The organism is Mesorhizobium australicum WSM2073, assembly GCF_000230995.2.
In the GTDB taxonomy this organism is placed as follows: domain Bacteria; phylum Pseudomonadota; class Alphaproteobacteria; order Rhizobiales; family Rhizobiaceae; genus Mesorhizobium; species Mesorhizobium australicum.
On sequence record NC_019973.1, the window covers coordinates 3,373,799 to 3,397,772 of the forward strand.

Sequence of the window (23,974 nt, forward strand, 5' to 3'; positions counted from 1 at the left end):
GGGATAGGGATTGACGGCGGTCCTATCGCTACGCAGCCGGAAACAGCTTCCAGCGCCCCGGCCGGAACGCCACGCGGCTCTTCTGCGCCGCCGGATGATCGACCGGCAGTTCGATCTCGACCCGCTGGCGTTCGCCGCCGATCTCGAGCTCGACGCGCCTTGTGCCGGCGACGCGGCGGCTGGCGGCCACGGTGCCGGCGATGCAGCCGCTGCAGCCGTCCAGCAGTTCGACGTCATGCGGCCGGAAGTAGAGCATCGCGTCGCCCTCGGGCGCATGCGGCGCCGACAATCCGATCGGACGGTCGGCCAGCCAGATCTCGCCATTCTCGACCTTGACGGGAAGGGAGCTGGATTCACCGATGAAGCCGTAGACGAAAGGCGAGTTCGGCGTGTCGTAGATGTCGTCGGCGGTGCCGACCTGTTCGATGCGCCCCTGGCTCATCACCACGACGCGGTCGGCAAGCTCCAAAGCCTCTTCCTGGTCGTGGGTCACGAAGACGGTGGTGTGGCCGGTGCGGTCATGGATTTCGCGCAGCCAGCGACGCAGTTCCCGGCGCACCTGCGCATCGAGCGCGCCGAACGGCTCGTCGAGCAGCAGCACCTTGGGTTCGATGGCCATGGCGCGGGCGAGCGCCACACGCTGGCGCTGGCCGCCCGAAAGCTGCGCCGGATAGCGCTTCTCCAGCCCTGAAAGCTGGACAAGATCGAGAAGCTCGGAGGCGCGGCGGCGGATTTCGGGGGTCGACGGCCGCGTCGGCCCGTGCCGCACCTTGAGGCCGAAGCCGATATTGTCGGCCACCGTCATGTGGCGGAACAGCGCGTAGTGCTGGAAGACGAAGCCTACGTTGCGCTCCTGGATCGATTTCTGCGAAGCGTCCTCGTCACCAAAGAAGATTTTCCCACGCGTCGGGCGCTCCAGTCCGGCGATCAGCCTGAGCAGCGTCGTCTTGCCGGAGCCGGACGGTCCGAGCAGCGCGATCAGTTCGCCCGACTTGATGTCGAGCGAGACATCGTGGAGCGCCGGAAACCGCTCGAACTCCTTGCGCACGTTGGCAACGCGAACTTCCATGCAATGAACCTTCTAATGTCCGCGCGTCGCGGCGAGTTCGGCGCCGTAGCGCATCTCGAGCAGTGTTTTCAAGACCAGCGTGACGAGCGCCAGCCCGGCAAGCAAGGAAGCAACGGCAAAGGCGCCGACGGCGTTGTACTCGTTGTAGAGGATTTCGACATGCAGCGGCATGGTGTTGGTCAGGCCGCGTATGTGGCCCGACACCACCGAAACCGCGCCGAACTCGCCCATGGCGCGCGCATTGCACAAAAGGACGCCGTAGAGCAGGCCCCATTTGACGTTAGGCAAGGTCACGTACCAGAAGGCCTGCCAGCCATTGGCGCCAAGCGACAGCGCCGCCTCCTCGTCGCCATTGCCCTGTTCCTGCATGAGCGGAATAAGTTCGCGGGCGACGAAGGGGAAGGTGACGAAGACGGTGGCCAGCACAATGCCCGGCACGGCGAACAGGATCTGGATGCCATGTGCCTTCAGCCACTCGCCGAGCAACCCTTGAGCACCGAAGAGAAGCACGTAGACCAGACCCGAAATGACCGGCGAGACCGAGAACGGCAGGTCGATCAGCGTGGTCAGGAAGGCCTTGCCCTTGAACTCGAACTTGGCGATCGCCCAGGCGGCCGAGATGCCGAAGACGATGTTGAGCGGGACCGAGATCGCGGCCACCAGCAAGGTCAGGCGGATCGCCGAACGCGTGTCGGCATCGCTTAGCGATTGCAGGTAGGTGCCAACGCCTTTGGCGAAAGCTTCCTTGAAAACGATGATCAGCGGCAGCAGCAGGAAGACGGCGAGAAAGACGAAGACGATGGCCATCAGCACGGCGCGTGCCGGCCGGCTCTCGGTCACCGCCGCCGAGCGGCTCTCATGATACGGTTCGTATGATTTGATCTCGGGATCAGCCATAGCGCTTGCGGCTCCATGTCTGCACCAGATTGACGATCAACAGCATGATGAACGACAGCGCCAGCATGATCGCGGCGATCGCGGTCGCCGCCGGGTAATTGTATTCCTCGAGCCGGATGACGATCAGAAGCGGCGCGATCTCGGATTTGTAGGGCAGGTTGCCGGCGATGAAGATGACCGAGCCGTATTCGCCGACGCCACGCGCGAAGGCCAGCGAGAAGCCGGTGATGATGGCGGGCGCCAGGCCGGGAAAGAGCACGCGGGTGATGATCTGGAAGCGGCTGGCGCCAAGCGTGGCTGCGGCTTCCTCCACTTCCTTGTCGATCTCTTCCATGATCGGCTGCACGGTTCGCACGACGAAGGGCAGGCCGATGAAGATCAGCGCAATGACGATGCCGAGCGGCGTGTAGGCGACCTTGATGCCGAGCGGCATCAGCAATTTGCCGATCCAGCCATTCGGCGCGTAGAGCGTGGTCAGCGCGATGCCGGCCACCGCCGTCGGCAGCGCGAAGGGCAGGTCGACCATGGCGTCGACGATGCGGCGGCCGGGAAAACGGTAGCGCACCAGCACCCAGGCGACGAGCGTGCCGAAGACGACATTGACGACAGCCGCGATGAACGCCGTGCCGAAGCTGATTCGAAGGGCGTTGATCGTGCGGCGATCGGTGGCGATGGCCCAGAAATCGACCCAGCCGAGAGCGGCCGAACGCCAGATCAGCCCGGATAGGGGGATGAGGATGATGAGGGTGAGGTAGGCAAGCGAGAAGCCGAGCGTCAATCCGAAACCCGGAATGACGCTCGGCTGTCTGAACCGCCACCCCGCCCGCGCGGGTGCTGTGGTCATGTCGTCCCGATCTAGGTTTAGCTCACTGGGCCGGCTTGTAGATCTGGTCGAATATACCACCGTCGCCGAAATGATAAGGCTGCGCTTTCTTCCAGCCGCCGAAAAGCGGATCGTCGATGGTGATCAGCTTGATCGGCGGCAGCTTGGCGAGATCCTCGGGCGGAACCAGTTCGGGCTTGGACGGCCTATAATGGTTCTTGGCGATGATGGTCTGGCCTTCCTTGGAATAGAGGTAGCTCAGATAGGCCTCGGCCACCTTGCGTGTGCCCTTGGCGTCGACATTGGCGTCGACCACGGCCACCGGTGGCTCGGCCAGGATGGAGGTCGGCGGATAAACGATGTCGAAATTGTCGGCGCCGAACTCGTCGAGCGCCAGATAGGCGTCGTTTTCCCAGGCGATCAGCACGTCACCCAGGCCTTTTTGCGCGAAGGTCACGGTCGAGCCGCGCGCGCCGGTGTCGAGCACGGGAGCATTGGCGTAGAGCTTGCCGACGAAGTCCTTGGTCTTGGCTTCATCGCCGCCATCATTGGCGTTGGCATAGGCCCAGGCCGCGAGATAGTTCCAGCGTGCGCCGCCCGAGGTTTTGGGGTTGGGCGTGATCACCTGGACACCGTCCTTGACGAGGTCGTTCCAGTCGTGGATGCCCTTGGGATTGCCCTTGCGGACAAGGAAGATGATCGTCGAGGTGTAGGGCGCCGAATTGTTTTCGAATTTGGTGCGCCAGTCTGGATTGATCTTCTTTGACTTCGAGACGATGGCGTTGATGTCGCCTTCGAGCGCCAGCGTCACCACATCGGCGTCGAGGCCATCGATCACCGCGCGGGCCTGGGCACCCGATCCGCCATGCGACTGCTGGATGGTCACCGTCTCGCCGGTCTCCGCCTTCCAATGCGCGGCGAAGGCCTCGTCATAGGCCTTGTAGAGCTCGCGCGTCGGATCGTAGGACACATTGAGAATGGTGGTGTCGGCAAACGCGAAACCGAGCGTGCCGAACTGGATAGATGTGGCGACCAGTGCGCCGAGCAGTTTCCTGAAATGAGGTTTGGTCATTTCTGCCTCCGTTAACCCGCGCCAAATCTAGCAAATTTATAGAAATAAGATGCATTGAATGTTGCCTTTTTTGTCCTCTTGAAGGAAATCTTCGGCGATCTGTCGCTGTTATGAGAAATATTTTCCTCGCGGTCGCTCCGCGCCGGAGTCGGCCACCATCCGGCCTATCTAGGGATGCGCGGTTGCCGGGCAAGGCTGGTTGGGCAAGGGTGGTTGGGCAGGTTACTCGGCGGTCACCGGGAAATCGAAGCGCTGCTTTTGAAATGGCTCCCGGGCCAGCGCAAAATGCCACCATTCGCGCGCGTAGTTCTTGAACCCGCCAGCACGCATGGCATCGACGAGCAGCTTTCGGTTTGCCGCGGCTTTGGCGCCGAGCGGGCGATGCGCGGTCTCGCTCATCGGGTCGAAACAATCGAAGCCGGTGCCGAAATCGAGGGTGTCGGCATCGATCGCGCCGCAGGCCGGTTTCGGCACGGGGGTACTGTCGACAGGCGCGATGGCAACATCGACGGTGGAGCCGCGCGAATGGCTGGACCGATCACCGACGTAGCCCTTGGCAATGAGATCGCCACGCTTGACCGTCGGATACCATTGCGGGTCCGGCGGTCCACCCGCGGCCGTCCATTCACCCATGTCGGCAACGGCGCGGGCAGGGCGATAGCAGTCGAAGACGACCAGCGTCAGGCCTCTGGTGGCGATCGCCCGCTGGACTCTGGAAAGTGCCTCGGCGGCCTCCCGGGTCAAAATGCAGACCGGCGCGTCATAGCCATTCACCTTGCGGTGCAGAAAATTGTCGGCGTTGGCGTAGCGAATGTCCTGGCGGATCGATGGGGCGACATCGGCGAGGCGAACGAAACCCGCGGGGAGGGGATCGGCAGGCGCCGGCAGGGCCGAGCCGGCAATCATCAGCGCACAAAAGCCAATGCGCTGAATCGCCTGGCGCATTCTATTCAAGGATCGCTTTCACTGGACGAAGACCTTCACACTGGCAGCCCGTCCTGCGGCGTCGATGACGGTGAGCGTCGAATAGCCCGCGCCGTCGGGCAGCCAGGTCGCGGTGCGGCGGCGGTCGAGGCCGATGAGGGGCTTGCCATTGGCCAGCCAGCGGAACGGGGCGCGGCCGCCTTGCAATTTCAGCACCAGCGGCGAGGCGTCGGCCGAGTTGGTGGAGAGATCGACGCGGGCGCCGTCCGGCGGGAAGATGATGCTCGGCGCCGGTTCGGTCGGCGTCGCCTGCACCAGGCCATCCGCGCCGGCGCCGAAGCGGGCGAGCGTCACAGGCAGGTCCTCGCGCTTGGGTGTGAAGGCACCGGGCGGTTTGCCTGGCAGCGGTACGGTGGCGAGGCCCGAGCGGACAAAGCCTTCGAACAGGATCGGGGCGGCCGAGACATAGCCGGAGAGGCCCGGCACCGCGCCGGCATCGGGCCTGCCGACCCAGACGCCCAGCACATAGCGGCCATCGAAGCCCACCGACCAGGCGTCGCGGTAGCCGTAGGAGGTTCCGGTCTTGTAGGCGATGCCGCGCTGCAAGGCACCTTCCGGCGGTTTTACTCCGGAGAGGATGTCGATGATCTGCCAATTGGCCTGGTCGCTGAGGATGGTGGCGGTCGAACTCACGGCATTGGCCGGTTCGGTGCCGTCGCGCAGCGAGTGCGTCTTGCCGCCATTGGCGAGCCCCGTATAGAGCTGGACGAGGTCGCGCAGCGTGACGCCGACGCCACCAAGCCCGATGGCCAGCCCCGGCGCCTCATTGACCGGCAGGATTGGGTTGACGCCCGCCTGGCGGAAGCGCGCCGTCAGCCGCGCCGGACCGACCGCGTCGAGCACCCGGATCGCCGGCACGTTGAGCGACAATTGCAGCGCCTGGCGGATCGAGACATCGCCCTGATAGCCCATGTCGAAATTCTTGGGTCTGTAGCCGCTGAAATCGACCGGGCTGTCCTCGATCAGCGTCTCCTGCGCCACCAGTCCCTGTTCGAAGGCGAGGCCATAGATGAACGGCTTCAGCGTCGAGCCGGGCGAGCGCACGACCTTGGTCATGTCGATCCAGCCGGAACGGCTGGAATCGAAGAAATTGGCCGAGCCGACTTCGCCCAGAATGTCGCCGGTGCGGGCATCGGCCAGCACCATGGCGACCGACAGACGCGGCCCGAGCCTGGTGGCGGCGTCGCGGGCCACCTGCTCCAGTCCCTGCTGGACGCTTTTGCGAATCGTCAGCTTGAGCGGCTGGCCGGGGACGGCCTTGGGCAGCATCGCGTAAGAGGCATGCGGGGCGAGCGCCGGCAAGCGCCGGCGCAGGCCCAACACATCGTCAAGCGCCGCGCGTGCGGCCTCGCGTTCGCCGATCAGGCCTGATGAGACCATGCGGGTGAGCACACGGTCGCGAGCTGCGTGGGCGATCTGCAGGTTGCGGTCAGGACGGCGTTTTTCCGGCAGTTGCGGGAGGGCCACCAGAAGCGCGGCTTCGGAAACGGTGAGCCGCTTTGGCTCCTTGCCGAAATAGGCGAGCGAAGCGGCACGCACGCCCTCCAGATTGCCGCCATAGGGCGCCAGTGTGAGATAGCGTTCGAGGATCTCGCGCTTCGACAACCGCCGCTCGATCTGGATGGCCCGCAGCATCTGCTTGAGCTTGGAGCCGAGGCTGCGGCTCTCGCGCGGCTCGATCAGGCGGGCGAGCTGCATCGACAGGGTCGAGCCGCCGGAGACGATGTGGCCGCTGGTTGCGAACTGGCCGGCGGCGCGCGCCAGCGCCAGCACGTCGACACCCTCATGGTCCCAGAAGCGCTTGTCCTCATAGGTGACCAGCATGTCGACGAACTGCTTGTCGACCTGGTCGAGCCGGGTTTCCAGCCGCCAGTAGCCGTCCGGCGTGGCAAAGGCGCGCAACAGCTGGCCGTCGCGGTCCTGGACTTCGGTGGAGACGGTGAGCCTTTCAGGAAGCGGGGGCGGGAAGGCGCGGTCGAGTTGCCAGAGGGTGGCGACGGCAATCGTGAAGAAGGCGGCAAGGGAGGCAACTGCGATGGCAGCGCGACGGAGGAGTTTCTTGGAAAGCATGGCGCCGCCCCTCATCCGGCTGCCGCCACCTTCTCCCCGTTTAGTGACGGGGAGAAGGGAGCTGTGGCATGCATTGGCGCCTTTCCTGCGACGTTTAAAGCTGGCGAAAGCTTTGGTGCAGGCTTCTTTCTCCCCGTCTCTATACGGGGAGAAATGCCCGGCAGGGCAATGAGGGGCGGCGCGAACCTCACGTTCATTTCCGCCAAGGCACCTTACGGTGCCTTGATCTCCATCATGCCGGTAGCTGTGCGGGCCGAATATTGCGGACGGTACATGTCCTCCACCGTTGCCGCCGGATGGGCATAGGTGCCCGGCGTCACGGCGCGCACGACATAGGCAAGCGTCAGATTGTGGTCGTGGTCGCCATCGGCCGGGTTGAATGCCGCGACGAAGCGATCGTCGCGGAATTCCAGATGCGCGGCGTCGGTCTGTGCCAGCCAGGAGAAGTTCGTCAACTGGGCGCTGGAGACCAGGCCTGGATTGTCGATCTCGAAGCCGGCCGGCAACAGGTCGGTGACCAGCAGGCGCGACGGCCAGCTGTTCTGCTCGGTGACCTTGAGCACGACGACATAGCGTTCGTTCTGGGTTGCCTCGGTCACATTGGCTTCAGTGCCGTCGAGCTTGTAGTAGGTGCGGCTGATGGTGAAGCCGTCACCGCCGGCCGGCAAGGGCTGGATCGGCGACGCCACGGTGGTGACGACGGCCTGCAGCGGGGTCTTGCCGGTGTTGGCGATTTCGAGCGGGCTGTCGATAAGCTCGGAGCCGTTGACCTGGTTGGAATAGCCGCCGGAATGCGGCGCGCCATTGACGGTGAGCGCGATAGAGTCGTTGCCCTCCTTCAGCGCGCGCGCCGCCAGCAGCATCCAGGAATCGTCCTGAGTGCTGGTCCAGCGGGCTTCGGCGCGTTCCCTGGTCACCAGTTTGATCAGCTCGGGCACGATGGTCGATACCGGCTTCGATTCCGCCGCCAGCGACAGCATCGCCGCGCCGTCACGCAACGCCGAACCGTAGTCGGAGCGGTACCAGTCGTACTCCGTGCTCGACTTGGCGAGCTGCAGCGCGGTCTTGAACGTCGCCTCTGAACGCTGCGTGTCGCCGTAGAGCGCCAGGCTCGCCGCCAATTGGGCAACGGCCATCGGGCTCGAGAAGGCTTCGAGCTGGGTGTCGGCGTAATAGCGCAGATCGCCGATCGAGGCCTTCTTGTTGCGGGCGAGCACATAGAGGGCGTAGGCGATCTCGCTGCCGCGGTCCTGTACGCTCTGGTCGTAGCCGAGCGAGTTCTGCAGGTTGTTGAGGGCCTGGTTCATCGCCAGAGCCGGCACGTCGTATTTCTGCTCCCGCGCCCTGGTCAGGAATTCGCTGACATAGGCGTCGAGCCACAGGTCGCCGGAGCCCGGACCCCACAGGCCGAAGCTGCCGCTCGATGACTGGTAGCTCAGGACCTTGTAGATCGCATCCTGAATGCGGCCGTGCAGGTCAGGGTCGCTTTCCATGCCGACGCCGGATGCCATCTCGTTGACGTAGAGAAGCGGCATGGCGCGGCTGGTGGTCTGCTCGGCGCAGCCATAGGGGTAGCGATCAAGTGTCATCAGCAGCGAGGGCACGTCGAAGGCTGCCGCCTGCGAAACGCCGACACTGACCGAAGCGCCGTCGAGCAGGCTGGCCGCCAAGAGTTCCTTGTCGACGCGCAGCGCGCCGCCATTGCCCTTGAGGTCGACCACAAGGCGCGTGGTGACCGGCAATTGCGCCGGGCGCACCGGCACATAGAGCGTCTGCTCGACCTTGGTGCCGTCGGCGTGCGCCAGTTTGATGGTGAGCGAGGCATTGCCCGCTGTCCTGGCGATCAGCGGCACGGTCAGCGTCTGGCGCTTGCCCTGGGCGAGCGTCAGCTTCTGGGGCAGGGGCTTGTCGCCCGTCGACAGGTCGCCCGTCGTATCGATCGACAGCGCGTAGTCGCCGGCCGGGCCGTCGGTGTCGGCCACGTCGAGGCGCATGACGGCGTTGTCGCCAGGCGCCAGGAAGCGCGGCAGGCCGGCGGTAATCACTATGGGATCGCGCACGATCACGTCCGCCTGGGCATGGCCGACCGCTTCCTTGGTCCAGGCGACGGCCATGACGCGCACGGTGCCGTTGAACTGCGGGATATCGAAGTCGATCCGCGCCTTGCCGTCGGCATCGAGCTGGACGATGCCGGAGAAGAAGGCGACCAGCTTTTCGGTGGGCGGGCTGCCCTGCGCCTGCATGTTGGCGCCGTCGCCGCCGGTCCGGAGCTTGCCGGTGGTGCCCAGCGAGCCATCGATCAGGCGGCCGTAGATGTCGCGGATCTCCATGCCGAGCATGCGCTGGCCGAAGAACCAGTTCTCCGGATCCGGCGCCTTGTAGTTGGTCAAATTGAGGATGCCGACATCGACGGCGGCAACCATGACATAGGCGTTCGTGCCCGGCTGCACTCCGGCCACGGAAACCGGGATCGACAGCTGCTGGCGCGGCACGGTCTTGTCGGGCGGCGTCAGCGTGATGGCGAGCTTCTTGGCGCCCGGATCGACCGTCAGCCACTTCACGCCGATGGCGCGGGCCGGCATGCGCGTTTCCTGCGCATCGCCCGGCCGGAACAGGGTTGCCGTGACGTAGGCGCCGGCACCCCAATCGTCACCGACGGGGATATCGACGGTGCCGCCGCCTGCCGGTACGGTCGCCGTGATGGTCTTCAACAGCTTGTCGGAACCGATGTTGATCAGAAGTTCGCCGGCAAAATGCGGCGAGATTTTCAGCTTCGCCACTTCGCCCGTGGCATAATTGTCCTTGTCGAGCGCGATCTCAAGGCCATCAGGCGTTTCGGTGGTCGTCGAGGCGACATACCAGCCGGCGTCGAACTCGTAGCTGGTCGCCGGCCCCTCGGGATCGGATGTCTCGACCTCGAGCCGGTACTGGCCCCAATCGACCGGCACGGAGACGGTGGCGTCGCCGTCGGCGCCGAGGTCGACCTGGCCGTTGGAAATCGACTTGGTGAAGGAGACCGGCTCGTAGTTCCAGGAGTTGTTGGAGCGGTACCACTGGTAATTGCGTTCGACCTTGACCAGTGTCCATTGCGCGCCTTTCAGCGCCTCGCGCTTGCCGTTGGGATCGACGGCGATCAGGCTGAACTTGGCGGTGCCGCCCTGCGGCACTTCGCCATCGGCGAAGTCCGGTCGGATGCCGATCATATGGCCTTGCGGGCGGATGCCGATGTTGAGCGAGCGCTCGATGGCGCGGCCGCCGGTTTCGCGCATGCGCACCGTCACCTTGCCGTCGACCAACTTGGTGGTCGAGGGCAACTGGTCGACGGTAACAGGGAAGGTCGCCTTGCCGTCATCGCCGACCACCGGCAGGTCGGTGAGCGGCGTGACCGTCGGCTCCGCCGACTGCTCGTCGGCGAGGCCGAAGGAAAAGTTGGGAAAGCGGTCCCAGTCACGAGAGGTCGACAGCGTCAACTCCCCTTCCAGCGCAAGGCCCGCCGCCGGCGCGCCATAGAGGAAGCGGCCGTCAATGTCGATGTTGGCGGTTTCGCCCCGCGCAATCTCCTGCTTGTCGGCTTTCATGTCGAATTCGATGCGATCCGGCACGAAGTCCTCGACCAGGAACATCTGGCTGGCCACCGCCGGCTGCTTGGGATCGGTGTGGATCGACACCGACCATGTGCCGCGCATGGCGTTGGGTTCGAGCGGCAGGTCGACGGCATGGCCGCCGGCCGAGGCGCCGTCACTGACGATGCGGCGGTCCTCGACGCCATCGGGGCGCGAGAAGATGAAGGTCAGCGGCAGGTTCTCGACCGCCTTGCTCGCACCATCGCGGGCAAGGGCGGCGACATGGACGTCCTCGCCGGCGCGGTAGATGCCGCGCTCGGTCCAGGCATAGACGTCGAGCGCGCCTGGTGCCGCGCGTCCGGTGACGCCACGGTCGGACAGGTCGAAGCCGGCCTTGGCCATGTCGAGGAAGACGAAGTCATTATCGCCCTGCTTGGCCATCAGCACGGCCGGCACCATGCCGCCGTCACCGCGCGTCAGGCCGGGGTTGAAAACGGCGTGGCCGTCGGCATCCGACGTCGCGGTGCCGAGAACCTCGTTGTTCCTGGCAACCAGCGTCAGTTCGGCGCCGGCAATCGGCTTGGCGCTGCCCAGCGAACGGGCAAAGACATTGAGCCCGTCCTGGCCGGTATAGGTCGACAGGCCGATGTCGGAGACGACGAACCACTGCGTGGCCAGCGAACCGTAGTCGTCACTCTTGTCGTTGACGGGCTGCGCGGTCAGCACATAGACGCCGGGCTTGCGCTGCGGCAGCGCTTCGTCGACGGGGAAGGAGGTGGTGACTTCCTTGTTGAGGTCGTTGCCGATGTCGAGCTGGCCCTGCCAGACCGGTGCGCCCATCTGCTCGGAAATGTTGGAGATGTCATAGCCGTCGAGCTGGTGCAGGAACTGGTAGCCCGACAGAAGCTGCGCCAGCGAACGGTCGCCGATGCGGTAGAGCTTCATTTCGGCGGCGTTCATGTTGACGGTGACGACCGGGATGCCGCGGCGCGCGCCGGCCGGCAGCACGAAGCTGTCGCCGGTGAAGCGGGCGGACGGCGCGCGGTCCTGTACGTAGATCGACAGCACCACGGGGGCGGCGGTCACTTCGCCGATCGCCGCCGGCAGGCCGGCGCGGAAGGTGACGTCGTAATGCTGGCCATGCTCCAGGCCCTCGACGCAGATCTGCTTGTCCTTGGCCTCGACGCCCTTGGGCGGCGCGTTGTCGACGGTGACGAACTGCGCGTAGTCGACGCCGGTCTTGACCAGTTCCTCGGAGAATTGCGCGCAGATGCGCGGCGCGCTGGTGTCGGCATCGATGCTGTGATCGACAACGCGGAATCCTTTGCGGGCTTTCAGATCGGCATAGTCGGCCTGGACCGCGGGCGAGCTTTCCAGCGCAAGGCTGGCCTCATAGGCCTGCAGCGCCGGCCGGTAGAGATCGCGCTTGTCGAGACCGTTGCCGAGCAGCGCCAGCACTTCGGCGCGCGTCTTGGTGGTGCGCAGCAGCTTATAGGCGTTGAAGGCGGCCGACGTGCCGTTTGCCGGCAAAGTCGAGGCTTCGGAGGTGTTGGCCGCAGGCTGCACGGCCAGCGTTTCGCGCGCCAGCTTGAGCCAGAGCTGGCCATCGTCAGGCATGACCGAGACCGCGGCCTCGTATTTCTGCATGGCGGAGCGATGGTCGCCGGTCAACACGGCCTGTTCGGCGGCATTGGTCAGCGCCGCCATGCCCTCTGTCGGCTTGTCGAAGGCCGGGCCGAGCACCTTGTTGCGGTATTGCTGGGCCTGGTCGGCCATCCAGTTGGGAAAGAAGGCGAGTTCCGGCGGCGCGCCGATGTCGGGATCGCCGTCCATGTTGACGACCTTGCCGGCGACCGCGCCGGTGAAGGATTTCAACTGGTTATAGTCGGATTTGAGAAAGCACCATTTTGCCTTGGTGTTGTAGGTGAAGGCGCGGCAGGCCGGATCGCCGAGGCATGTCGTCTTGCACTGGTCGAGCGTGACGTTCTGGTCGGACCGGAGATCGAAGCCGAAATAATCGGAATTGTCCGTCGTCGCGATCCGCCGGGCCTCGGCCGCTTGCGCGACGCTACCCCAGGCAAGGAAAAAAAGGACGAGAATCGACAGACCACGAGCCGCGCGCATTGCCATTACACCCTCCAGACAATTGCAGACGTCCGGGCATGATCAAGCTTCAGTCGGGCTTGTCAACGCGCGAACGCGGCAGGTGCCGCCTGCCAACGGTTTATTTTCCGGCCAAGGACCGGTATGCGGACAGTAACCTCCATGGGAAAGGGGATCACGCTTTCTTGCGGAAACGCAGAAGGTGTGAATTCCAAGCCCGTCCTATTTCAGACAATTGGATTGTGGCCCCTTTACGAGCGCTTCAGAACTTCATTCCAATTTTAGTTTTACGAACTAGGTTGTCTTAATGCCGGCGTATGAAGAGCAGATGTCAGGAGGGATCGCGCCAGGGCGCGTGCTTCCGCGCGCCCTGCTTTTGGCCATGATGTGCTCGATGGCGCTGCTTTGCGAATCGAGGCCCGCGGCCGCGTTCGAGCTTTTCGGCATCAAGCTGTGGGGATCGTCCAGCGACGAGGACGCCGACATTGTCGATCCCCTGCGCTATGCGGTGACCATCTCCGCGCCCGATGCCGACAAGGACCTGGTCAAGAAGCTCGAAAACGCCTCGGCGTTGAAAGGCGACGAGGACCGGCCGGTTTCGGGCTCGCTCGGGCTGATGGCCAAGGCACGCAGCGACCGTGAACAGCTGGTCGCCGCCCTTTATGCCGATGCCCGTTATGAAGGCGTCGTCACCGTCACCATCGACGGCAAGCCGCTCGACGAATTGCCGCCGGACGCCGAATTCAAGGGGCCACAGCCCATTCCGGTGGCGATCACCATCTCGGCCGGCCCCAAATTCACGCTCGGCAACATCAGGCTGGAAGGCGACGCGGCGGGGCTGATGAGCGCCGATTATGGGCTGATAGCAGGCGGCGACGCCGGATCGGGCGCTGTGCTCAAGGCCGAGGCGCTGATCGTGCGGACGCTGAAGGAGCAGGGCAGGCCGCTGGCCAAGGTGACCGGCCGGCAGATCGTCGCCGACCATGCCACCTCGACGCTCGACGTGTCGCTGACGGTCGCGGCCGGCCCGGTAGCCGGCTATGGCGCGACCACGGTGGAAGGCACCGAGAAGGTCGACCGCGACTTCACCGAATACATGACCGGGCTGAAGCGCGGCAAGCAGTACTCGCCGCAGGAGATCAGCGACGCGCGCGACAGGCTGCTGGCGCTGGAGGTGTTCAACAGTGTCACCTTCAAGGAAGCCGACAAGCTCGACGCGGACGGCAACATCCCGATCGGCGTCCAGGTCAGCGAGCGCAAGCCGCGTTATTTCGGGCTGGGCGGCACCTTCTCGAACACCGAGGGGCTTGGCCTGGAGGGCTACTGGGGCCATCGCAACCTGTTTGGCCGTGCCGAGAAGCTGCGCATCGACGGTGCCATCAGCGGCATCGGCAGCAACAATCTGTCCGAACTGAACTACAATGCCGGCATCATGTTCGAGAAACCCGGCGTCATCGGGCCGGCGTCGAAGTTCTTCGCCAGCGTCAAGACGGTGCTGGAACATCCCGACGCCTACGACCATTTCTCGGTCAAGGGCAGCACCGGCCTGTCTTATGAACTCGACAGGAAGCAGACCGTGTCAGCCGAGGTCGCGCTCGATTATTCGCGCATTCACGACGCCTTCGGCAAGCACAAATACCTGATCGCCAGCGTTCCGCTGCAGTATGTCTATGACAACAGAGACAGCCGGCTCAACCCGACCACCGGCTTCCGTTTGCTGGCCTATGCCGAGCCGAGCTACGACATTTTGAGCGGTGCGGCCTTCCTCAAGCTGAAGGGCGAAGGGTCGGCCTATCAGTCGCTGGACACGGCCTCGAAATTCGTGCTGGCCGAACGGGTCGCCGTAGGCTCGATCGTCGGTACCGGGCTGCAGAACGTCCCGGCCGACCGGCGTTTTTATTCCGGCGGCGGCGGCTCGGTGCGCGGCTATGCCTATCAGGGCATCGGCCCGAAGGACTTCACCGGCCAGCCGATCGGCGGCCTGTCCTTCTTCGAGACTTCGGTCGAGATGCGCATCGCCGTCACCGACACGATCGGCATCGTGCCGTTCGTCGATGCCGGCACCGTGTCGACCAAGTCGGTTCCCAACTTCTCCGACGTCAAGGTCGGCGCCGGTGTCGGCCTGCGCTACGTCACGCCGTTCGGGCCGCTGCGCATCGATGCGGCCGTGCCGCTCAACCGCGACCCAGGTGATCCGCATTTCGGCATCTATGCCGGCATCGGACAGGCGTTCTGACGATGAAAACGGTCTGGCGCATCCTTCGCATTGTCCTTTACACGCTGCTGATCGTGGTCGCGGGTGCGATCGGCGCGCTGGTCGTGCTGACCAAGACCGAGCGCGGGCGCGACAACCTCGCCGGCATCATTTCGCGGCTGGCTTCAAGCGACGACCGCAAGGTCACCGTCAGCGGCATCAACGGCATCTGGTCGGGTAATCTCAGCGTCGACCATGTCGTGCTTGAGGACCGTGAGGGCGCCTGGCTGGTGGCGCGCAAGGTGGCCGTCGACTGGTCGCCGACGGCACTTCTGTCCAAAAGCTTCAGCGCCGATCGCATCGCCGCCGATCGCGTCGAACTGGCACGCCTGCCGGTGGCCGGTACGCAGCCGCCCGCGCAGAGCGGCACGACGACGCTGCCGGTCTCCATCGACATCAAGCAGATCGAGCTGCCGGAAATCGCGCTTGGCCAGCAACTGGCCGGCAGCGGCATCGCCGAGCTCGCGGCCAAGGGAATGCTCAAGGCCGATGCCGCGCCACTGGCGGTCCAGACGGTGCTCAATGTCACCCGTCACGACGGCAAACAGGGCAATGTCGACGCCAAGATCCATTTCGCACCCGCCGATAACAAGCTGGACCTCGACCTCAAGGCGTCGGAGCCGGCCGGCGGCATCATTGCCAACCTGCTCAAGCTGCCGGATGCGCCACCAGTAGATATCGTGGTTTCGGGCAGTGGGCCGCTTGCCAACTGGAGCGGTGTCGGCACCTTCCTCGTCGACCATCGGATCGTCACCCAGCTCACCGGCCGTCACCAGCTCACCGACAAGGGCAATCATGTCGAAGCAAAGGGTGACGGCGATTTTGCGCGCTTCCTGCCGGAAAACCTGAAGCCCCTGTTTGCCGGCAAGACCAGCTTCGATGTCGCGGGCACCGCCACGTCGGTCGGCGGTATCAGCATCGACCGGGCCAGCATCGAGAGCGATGCGGTACACGGCACCGCGTCCGGCATTGCCGATCCTGCCGGCGCCAGCGACCTGTCGGTCGAACTCGCCGCCAAGGGCCCGCCCGTGGTGATCAGCGTCGGCAGCAAGGCGCAGCCGATCACGCTCGCGATCAAGAACGCCACAGCGCGCGCCTTCGGCGACGGCAAGGCGCCGATCGTCGACATCGGCGCCTCCTTCGTTTCGATCGTCGCCGGCGGCACGCGGCTGGACGATCTGGCGGCGCAAATCCATTCCGATGGTTTCGATATCCAGAACCGCGCCGGCCCGGTTGCCGTCAAGCTGGAGGCGGGCGGCCTGAAAACCGACGTCGCGACGTTGGCGCCGCTGATCACCGGCAAGGTCAATGTCGATCTGGCCGGTTCGATCAGCAAGGACGCCGTTATTGCCATCGATCAGGGTACGCTGCGCTCCGATGCGGTCAATGCCTCGCTGACCGCGACGGTGGCGCTCGCCGACATGTCGATGCAGCTCAAAATGAATGCCGATGCCGTGGCGACCGCGTTTCCCCAGCAGATCGCCTCGGTGCTCGGCGGGCGGGTGAAATTCTCGGCCACGGCATCGCGCGATCCGCAGGGCTCTTTCGCCGCAAACTCGATCGAACTCACTTCGGGATCGCTCAGCGCCAGCGGTACGGCCAGCATGCAAGGCACTGACATCCAGGCCGACATCAAGGGCAAATTAGGCGACGTTTCGGTGTTGTCGCCGACGGTCGGCGTGCCGGTTGCCGGCGGGGCCGATTTCGCGCTGTCGGCAAGCGGCGCGATGACCGCGCCGGATTTCACCGTTAGCGCCAACAGCGACAGCCTGACCGCTTCGGGCCGCACGGTGAAGGCCATCAAGCTGACCGCGAGCGGCAAGGCCGACATAACGAACCCTTCCGCCAACGTCTCGCTGACCGGCGCCGTCAACGACCAGCCGCTCGACATCAAGGCGGCCCTGGTGACCAGCGAGGGCAAGCGTTCGATCAATGGCTTCCTGGTGTCGCTGGGCGACAACAAGGTCTCAGGCGACCTGGCGCTCGACGACAAGTTCATGCCCCTGGGCACGCTGACGCTCGCCGCACCTGCCATCGACCAGTTGGCCGCGCTCGCCGGCCAGGCGGTGACCGGCGACATCAACGGCACCATCCTGTTCGCCAAGGACGGCGATGCACCGTCCATTGCCATCGATGCCAAAAGCACGTCGGTCGCGCGTGGCGAGGTGACGGCCAAAGCGATCGCCATCAATGCGCTGGTCGCCAATTATCTCAAGGCGCCGGCGATCTCGGGCACCATCAAGGCCGATGCGGTCACTTCGGGAAACACGGAAATCAGCGGCATCGGCGTCGACCTCAAGCGCGACGGCGACTGGACCGATTTCACTGGTGGCGCGACCATAGCAGGCATTCCTGCGACCGCTGCCGGCCGGGTGAAGATCGCCGAGGGCACCACCAGCGTCGAGATCGCCTCGGGCGACGCCACCGTTCGCGGCATCAAGACGGCGATTGCCGAACCGTCGGCTCTGACCATCGCCGACGGTACGGCCAAGATCGAGAAGCTGGTGCTCGATATTGGCGGCGGCAAGGTGGCGCTGTCGGGCAGCGCTGGCGAGACGCTCGATCTGGCGGCGCAGGTCTCCGCCTTGCCGGCGGCGCTTGCCAATGCGTTTTCGCCTGGCCTGGATGCCACGGGAACGCTTGACGGTATCGCTGAAGTGAGCGGAGCGCCGGCAACTCCCGATATCCGGTTCAACGCGAAACTGGCCGGTGCCGAGACCAGCCAGACCCGCCAGGCAGGGCTCGGACCGCTCGCCGTCGATGCGGCCGGCAGCTACACGATCGCCGGCGGCGTCGCCCTCGACCATGCAACCCTGTCCGGCGACAAGGTCTCTGGGCAGGCCACAGGCACCATCAATCCGAACGGGGCGAGCGATTTTGCGATCGATCTGACCTCGTCGGGTCCCAGCCTGCCGCTGACGGTCGGCAGCGCCGAGAGCCCCGTCAAGATCGAGGTCCGATCAGTATCGGCTAAAATCGCGGGCGAAAGCACGCATGCCCGACTGGACCTTTCCGTGATCCTGCCCTCGGTCGTTACCAGCCCGGCGAAGGTGGACGGACTGACCTTGGCGCTGCACTCGGACGCATTCGATCTCCGGAATCGCGCCGGGCCGGTTTCCGGAACGGTATCGGTGGACAAGGTTGGGCTCGACAATCCAACGATCGCGCCGCTTATCGCCGGCAAGGTCACGGCCGCGCTCAGCGCCCGGCTGAGCGCCGACACTGTGGCTATCGACAGCGGCTCGCTGAAAAGCGATGCGCTGAGCAGCCAGGTGGCCGGTCAGGTATCGCTGCGTGACGGTGCCATCGATCTCAACCTGAAGGCGGATGCGCCATCGTCGGCCTTGCCGGCGGCGGCGCGCGGCATGCTTGGCGACCGCGCCCAGATAAGCGCCATGCTGAAGCGCGAACCCAACGGCAATCTCCACATCGGTGGATTGAAGCTGACTTCCGGCGCGCTGAGCGCCGACGGACAGGCAAGCCTTGCCGACAACAAAGTGACCGCCGATATCAGGGGGGCGCTGAGCGACATCTCGCCATTGTCGAAGGATGCCACGGGCGCCATCGCCTTCGCGCTGAGCGCGCAAGGGCCGGCCATGGCGCCCGACCTGTCGCTTACCGTCAACAGCGACAGACTGTCGGTGGCATCGCGCGAGATCACCGGATTGAAGCTCACGGCTACCGGCAAGGCCGATGCCGCCAATCCGGCGGCCAATGTCCAACTCACCGGCAATGTCGCCGGGCAGGCGCTGCAGGGGAGTGCCGTGCTGGCAACGGCGAACGGCAGGAGCGCCGTCAATGGCCTGCTGCTGTCGCTGGGCAAGAACCGGATCTCGGGCGATCTGGCGCTGGACGACAAGTTCGTGCCTGAAGGCACCATTTCGCTCGACCTTCCCGACATCGGGCCGCTTGCCGCGCTGGCACTGGAAAAGGCCGAAGGCGACGTTCGCGGCACGATCGCCTTCTCCGGGAATGGCGCGGCGCCGCAGGTCGCCATCAAGGCGACGACCGACTCGATCATACGCGGCGACCTGCAGGCGAAGGCCGTCTCGGTCGATGCGCTGATCGCCAATTATCTCGCCGCTCCCGTGATTTCAGGCAAGATCCGCGCCGACACCGTCACCTCGGGCGGTACGGTGATCAGCGGCATCAATGTCGATTTGAAGCGCGATGGCGACTGGACCGGCTTTTCCGGTGGAGCGACGGTCAAGGGCATTCCGGCGCAGGCGGCAGGCCGGGTGAAGGTAGCCAACGGGACGACCACCATCGAGCTTGCTTCAGGCCAGGCGACCGTCCAGGGCATCAAGGCGGCCATCGCCCAGGCCTCGACCGTCAGCATCGCCAATGGCACGACGACGTTGGACAGGCTGGTGCTCAACCTTGGCGGCGGCACCGCGACGGTGACCGGCAAGGTCGGGCAGGCGCTCGACATCAATGCGGTGCTGGCACGCGTGCCGATGTCGCTCGCCAACAGTTTTTCGCCCGGGCTCGATGCCGCGGGTTCCATTTCCGGCACGGTGAAGGTGACGGGCGCACCGGCGAGCCCCGCGGTTGCCTTCAACATAGACGCGGCCGGCGTGCAGACATCGCAGACCCGTGGCGCGGGCGTCGGCGCGGTGAGCGTTTCTTCGTCCGGCACCTTTGCCGGCAACAAGCTGGCCTTCAACGCCAATATCAGCGACGGGGCCGGCCTTGGGCTCAAGGGCGGCGGCACGGTGACGACGGTGGGCACTCCGGCGCTGGCGCTCGACTTCAACGGTGCGGTGCCATTCGGCCTTCTCAGCGAGAAACTTGCCGCGCAGGGCTTGTCGCTGACCGGCAACGCCAACGTCAATGTCCAGGTGCGTGGTCCGGCGACATCTCCGGTGATCGGCGGCAGCGTCAAAACCTCCGGCGCGCGGCTGGTCGATGCACGCTCGGGCCTTGCCATCAACGATATCGCGGCCGATGTCTCGATCGGCAATGGCGTTGCCAGGGTCAATCGGTTGACCGGAACCCTGTCGACGCGCGGCAGCCTGTCGGCCAGTGGCACGGTCGGCATCAATCCGGCGCAAGGATTCCCGGCCGACCTGTCGATCAAGCTCACGGACGGTCGTTATACGGACGGTCGCGTGGTGACCGCCAACCTTGGCGGCGACCTGACGATCAAGGGGCCGCTGACTTCGGCACCGGCGATTGCCGGAACCGTCAACCTGGCCAAGACCGTCATCACGGTCCCGGACAAATTGCCAGGCTCGCTCTCGGCGCTCGACGTCAAGCACAAGAATGCGCCGGGTCCGGTCAGGGCGCAGGACAAGGCGCTGCGCCCGGCGACGACCAGCGGCAAGAGCGGTGGCAGCGGTCTTGCGCTCGACGTCACGGTCAACGCGCCGAACCAGATCTTCATCCAGGGCAGGGGTGTCGACGCCGAATTCGGTGGCTCGCTCAAGCTAACCGGCCCGGCCTCGTCGCCGCAAGCCGTCGGCACCTTCACCTTGCAGCGCGGCCGGCTGTCGATCCTTGGCAAGCGGCTGACCTTCACCGAAGGCACGGTCGGGTTCTCGGGTTCGCTGGTGCCTTACCTCAATCTGACGGCGACGACGACGACGACCGGCGCGACCGTCACCATCGTGGTGTCGGGCGAGGCGACCAATCCCAAATTCACCTTCAGTTCGGTGCCGGCGCTGCCGGAGGACGAGGTGCTGGCGCAGTTGATCTTCGGGCGGTCGATGTCGAACCTGTCGCCGCTGCAGATCGCGCAGCTGGCCGAGGCCGCCGGACAATTGGCCGGCGTCGGCGGTTCGACGTCGCTTCTGGAAAACCTGCGCAGCGCCATCGGCGTCGACGACCTCGACGTGACCACCGATGATAAGGGCGGCACGGCGGTCTCGGCCGGCAAGTACCTGAACGACCGCACCTATGTGACCATCCAGAAGGGCGACAAGCCGGGTTCCGGCAAGGCGACCATCGATCTCAATGTCGGGCGCGGCGTCAAATTGCGCGGCGAGGCGACGGACGCCGGCGAAGCCAAGGGCGGCATCTTCTACGAGAAGGAATATTGAGGGCCTGGCCTTCATCCTGGCCGCAACTGGCGCTGTCGTAACCAGTGCGAATGTCTCAATTTAATTGCCCGAAGAGATTTTGGCGAAATCTGGGCGCACTAGCAATTTTGCGCCAAGACTGTCGCTATCACGCGAACTGCCCCCCTTCCAAAGTTGCACATTCGCTAACATGTTCCCAATCCATGCCGTCTTTGACATCATGGCCCGGATGCGGAATGTTAATCGGCGGAAAGCCAACAATGGGAGTTAGTCATGACAATCTATAAGAGCAACGGCGACAGCGTTCCGGATCACATCCTGGCGATGGCCGAAGAAGCCAAGTCGGGCAAAGTCGATCGCCGCGAATTCCTCGCGCTCGCCAGCGTCTTCGGTGCCTCGACCGCCATGGCCTACGGCCTGCTCGGCCTTGCCGCTCCGACCCCGGCCAAGGCCGAGGACGTCCAGGGCAAGAAGGGCGGCGTGCTGAAAGTGGCGATGTCGGTCAAGGATCCCAAGGATCCGCGTACCGCCGACTGGTCCGAGATTTCCAACGCCGAGCGCCAGGCGCTCGAGCCGCTGGTGAAATACACCAAGGAGTACACATTCGCTCCATATCTGCTGGCAAGCTGGGACATCAACGACGACGCCACCGAGTACACGCTGCATGTGCGGCCTGGCGTCGAATGGAACAATGGCGACAAGTTCACCGCCGATGACGTGATCTACAATTTCACCCGCTGGGCCGACAAATCAGCCGAAGGCAACTCGATGCCTGGACGTCTCGGCAGCCTCGTCGACGAAAAGACCAAGAAGTTGCGCGAAGGGTCGATCGTCAAGGTCGACGACATGACCGTCAAACTGAAGCTGTCGAAGCCCGACATCGCCATCATCCCGAACCTGTGCGACTATCCCGGCCTCGTCGTCCACAAGAGCTTCGACGAGAAGGGCGCCAACTTCAAGAACTGCCCGATCGGCACTGGTCCGTTCGAGCTCGTCTCCTATGATGTCGGCCAGAAGGTGGTCTACAAGCGCCGCACGACCGGCAAGTGGTGGCAGGGCGAAGCCTTCCTCGACGGCGTCGAGTTCATCGACTACGGCACCGATCCGGCCGCGACCGTTTCGGCCTTCGAATCGGGCGAAGTGCAGACCAACCACGAAACGACCGCCGACTACGTCAAGATCATCGCGGACGTCGGCGCGCCGCCTTCGGAAGTGGTGACCGCGGCTACCGTGGTGTCGCGCTTCAACGTCAACGCCAAGCCTTATGGCGACCAGAAGGTGCGTCAGGCGATGTGCCTGGCCGTCGACAATTCGGTGGTCCTGCAGCTCGGCTACGGCAATGCCGGCACGCCGGCCGAAAACCACCATGTCGCGCCGATCCATCCGGAATATGTCGAACTGCCGAAGATCAAGCGCGACGTCGCCAAGGCCAAGCAGATGCTGACGGAAGCCGGCGTGATCGATTTCGAACACGAGCTGATCAGCAACGACGAGGACTACCACAAGAACACCACGGACGCGATCGCGGCCCAGCTGCGCGAGGCCGGCATCAAGGTGAAGCGCACCGTGCTGCCGAGCTCGACCTTCTGGAACGACTGGACGAAGTATCCATTCTCGGAGACCAACTGGAACATGCGTCCGCTTGGCATCCAGGTCATCGCCATCGCCTACCGCTCGGGCGAAGCCTGGAACGAGACGGCCTATGCCAATCCGGACTTCGACAAGAAGGTCAACGAGGCGCTCGGCATCGCCGATGCGGAGAAGCGCAAGGTGGTGATGAAGGACATCGAGCAGATGCTGCAGGATTCCGGCATCATCATCCAGCCTTACTGGCGCAAGCTCTACATCAACATCAAGCCCGAGGTGAAGAACCACTCGATGCACCCCACCTACGAGCACGATTTCGGCAAGGTCTGGCTCGATCAGGCGTGACCGCTGCTTGATGGATATGAGGGGCGCCTGCCCCTCATATTCGCAGGATCGTCGCCGTTGCATTGGATGCAGCGGCGGCGGGACGCTACAGGGTTTTCGTCACAGGGTTGACCATATCTGACCCCAACCCGGCCGGCAGGGGGGCACAATGTTCTCATTCATCATCAGACGCATCGGCACGATACTGCTCACGATGCTGTGCCTGACGCTGGTCGTCTTCTTCCTCGTCAATCTCGAACCCAATCTAAAAAAGCTGGCGATCAGCCAGACCGAAATGCACACATCGGCGGAGCAACTCGAAAGCTGGCTGGTCAATCACGGCTATCGCCAGAATTTCTTCGTTCGCTATGGCCAGTGGCTCGGCGTCGTGCCCAAGCAGCCGATCACGGATCCGGCGACCGGAAAGACCACGCAGCGCTTCTCCTTCTGCAATGACCCGGCCGTGCCGACATTCTCCGGCGTGATCGAGGGTGATTTCGGCTGCTCGACCAAGTTCAAGACCACGGTCGCGGCCAAGCTGTTCCCTGCGCTGGGCGCTACCGGCATTCTGATGCTCTGCGTGCTGGGCGTAATGGTGCCGGTGTCGCTGCTGGTTGGCATCCTTGCCGGCATGCGGGAGGGGTCGCGCACCGATCGCGTGCTGTCGATCGCCTCGATCGCCTCGACGGCGACGCCTGAATATGTGTCGGGTGTCATCTTCACCGTCATCTTCGCCTCCTGGCTCGGCTGGCTGAACGGGTCGGCCGCCTCAGCAAGCCAGGGCATCACGTTCTACAATTTCACCCTGCCGGTGATCACGCTGGCGATCTACGGCATCGGCTATATCGCACGCATGACACGCGCCTCGATGGTCGAGGTGATGACGCAGCAATATATCCGCACGGCACGCCTGAAGGGGCTTTCCTTCAAAAGCGTCGTGGTCAAGCACGCGCTGCGCAACGCGTTGATCGCACCGTTCACCGTCATCATGCTGCAGTTCCCTTGGCTGCTCACCGGCGTCGTCATCGTCGAGGTGATGTTCCGCTACCAGGGCTTCGGCTACACGCTGGTCGAGGCCGCCGGCAACAACGACATCGATCTTCTGCTCGGCTGTTCGCTGGTCTCGGTGTTCATCGTGCTGATCACCCAGCTCATTTCCGACGTCGGCTACGCATTCCTCAATCCGCGCATCCGCGTTCAGTAGGGAG

The 23,974-nt window shown here is 64.5% G+C and carries 11 protein-coding genes; 4 read left to right on the forward strand and 7 right to left on the reverse strand.

From position 1 onward, the window contains the following. Positions 1-28 precede the first annotated feature (28 nt). From MESAU_RS16235 to MESAU_RS16265, 7 genes are all read right to left on the reverse strand, one after another. Complete coding sequence (locus MESAU_RS16235; RefSeq protein ID WP_015317125.1) at positions 29-1,069, reverse strand: sulfate/molybdate ABC transporter ATP-binding protein; 1,041 nt, start codon at positions 1,067-1,069, stop codon at positions 29-31. A 12-nt stretch (positions 1,070-1,081) separates the two neighbouring features. After that, positions 1,082-1,966: a sulfate ABC transporter permease subunit CysW gene (cysW, locus tag MESAU_RS16240; protein ID WP_015317126.1), complete on the reverse strand. Its 885-nt coding sequence runs from the start codon at positions 1,964-1,966 to the stop codon at positions 1,082-1,084. Beyond that, positions 1,959-2,810, reverse strand: a complete 852-nt coding sequence (gene cysT, locus MESAU_RS16245; RefSeq protein WP_015317127.1) for a sulfate ABC transporter permease subunit CysT — start codon at positions 2,808-2,810, stop codon at positions 1,959-1,961. The genes cysW and cysT overlap by 8 nt, the downstream gene beginning before the upstream one ends. A 22-nt stretch (positions 2,811-2,832) precedes the next feature. Then, positions 2,833-3,861 carry a sulfate ABC transporter substrate-binding protein gene (locus MESAU_RS16250; RefSeq protein WP_015317128.1) on the reverse strand — a complete coding sequence of 343 codons (1,029 nt, stop codon included), beginning with the start codon at positions 3,859-3,861 and terminating at the stop codon, positions 2,833-2,835. A gap of 222 nt (positions 3,862-4,083) precedes the next feature. Next, the gene (locus tag MESAU_RS16255; protein ID WP_015317129.1) at positions 4,084-4,806 is read right to left on the reverse strand and encodes a M15 family metallopeptidase; all 723 of its coding nucleotides are present in this window, start codon (positions 4,804-4,806) and stop codon (positions 4,084-4,086) included. An 18-nt stretch (positions 4,807-4,824) separates the two neighbouring features. After that, positions 4,825-6,915 (reverse strand): penicillin-binding protein 1C, encoded by a 2,091-nt coding sequence (pbpC, locus tag MESAU_RS16260; RefSeq protein ID WP_015317130.1) that lies wholly within the window; start codon positions 6,913-6,915, stop codon positions 4,825-4,827. A gap of 212 nt (positions 6,916-7,127) precedes the next feature. Next, a complete protein-coding gene (locus tag MESAU_RS16265) occupies positions 7,128-12,608 on the reverse strand; it encodes an alpha-2-macroglobulin family protein (RefSeq protein WP_015317131.1) in 5,481 nt (1,826 codons plus the stop codon). 280 nt (positions 12,609-12,888) lie between these two features. Here MESAU_RS16265 and MESAU_RS16270 point away from each other — a divergent pair, with 280 nt between their 5' ends. From MESAU_RS16270 to MESAU_RS16285, 4 genes are all read left to right on the forward strand, one after another. Continuing rightward, positions 12,889-14,817 (forward strand): autotransporter assembly complex protein TamA, encoded by a 1,929-nt coding sequence (locus MESAU_RS16270; protein ID WP_015317132.1) that lies wholly within the window; start codon positions 12,889-12,891, stop codon positions 14,815-14,817. A gap of 2 nt (positions 14,818-14,819) precedes the next feature. Further along, complete coding sequence (locus tag MESAU_RS16275) at positions 14,820-20,876, forward strand: translocation/assembly module TamB domain-containing protein (protein ID WP_015317133.1); 6,057 nt, start codon at positions 14,820-14,822, stop codon at positions 20,874-20,876. Positions 20,877-21,128: 252 nt separating this feature from the next. Further along, a complete protein-coding gene (locus MESAU_RS16280; protein ID WP_015317134.1) occupies positions 21,129-22,787 on the forward strand; it encodes an ABC transporter substrate-binding protein in 1,659 nt (552 codons plus the stop codon). Positions 22,788-22,935: 148 nt separating this feature from the next. Continuing rightward, positions 22,936-23,970, forward strand: coding sequence for an ABC transporter permease (locus MESAU_RS16285; protein ID WP_015317135.1), 1,035 nt, complete (start codon positions 22,936-22,938; stop codon positions 23,968-23,970). Positions 23,971-23,974 lie beyond the last annotated feature (4 nt).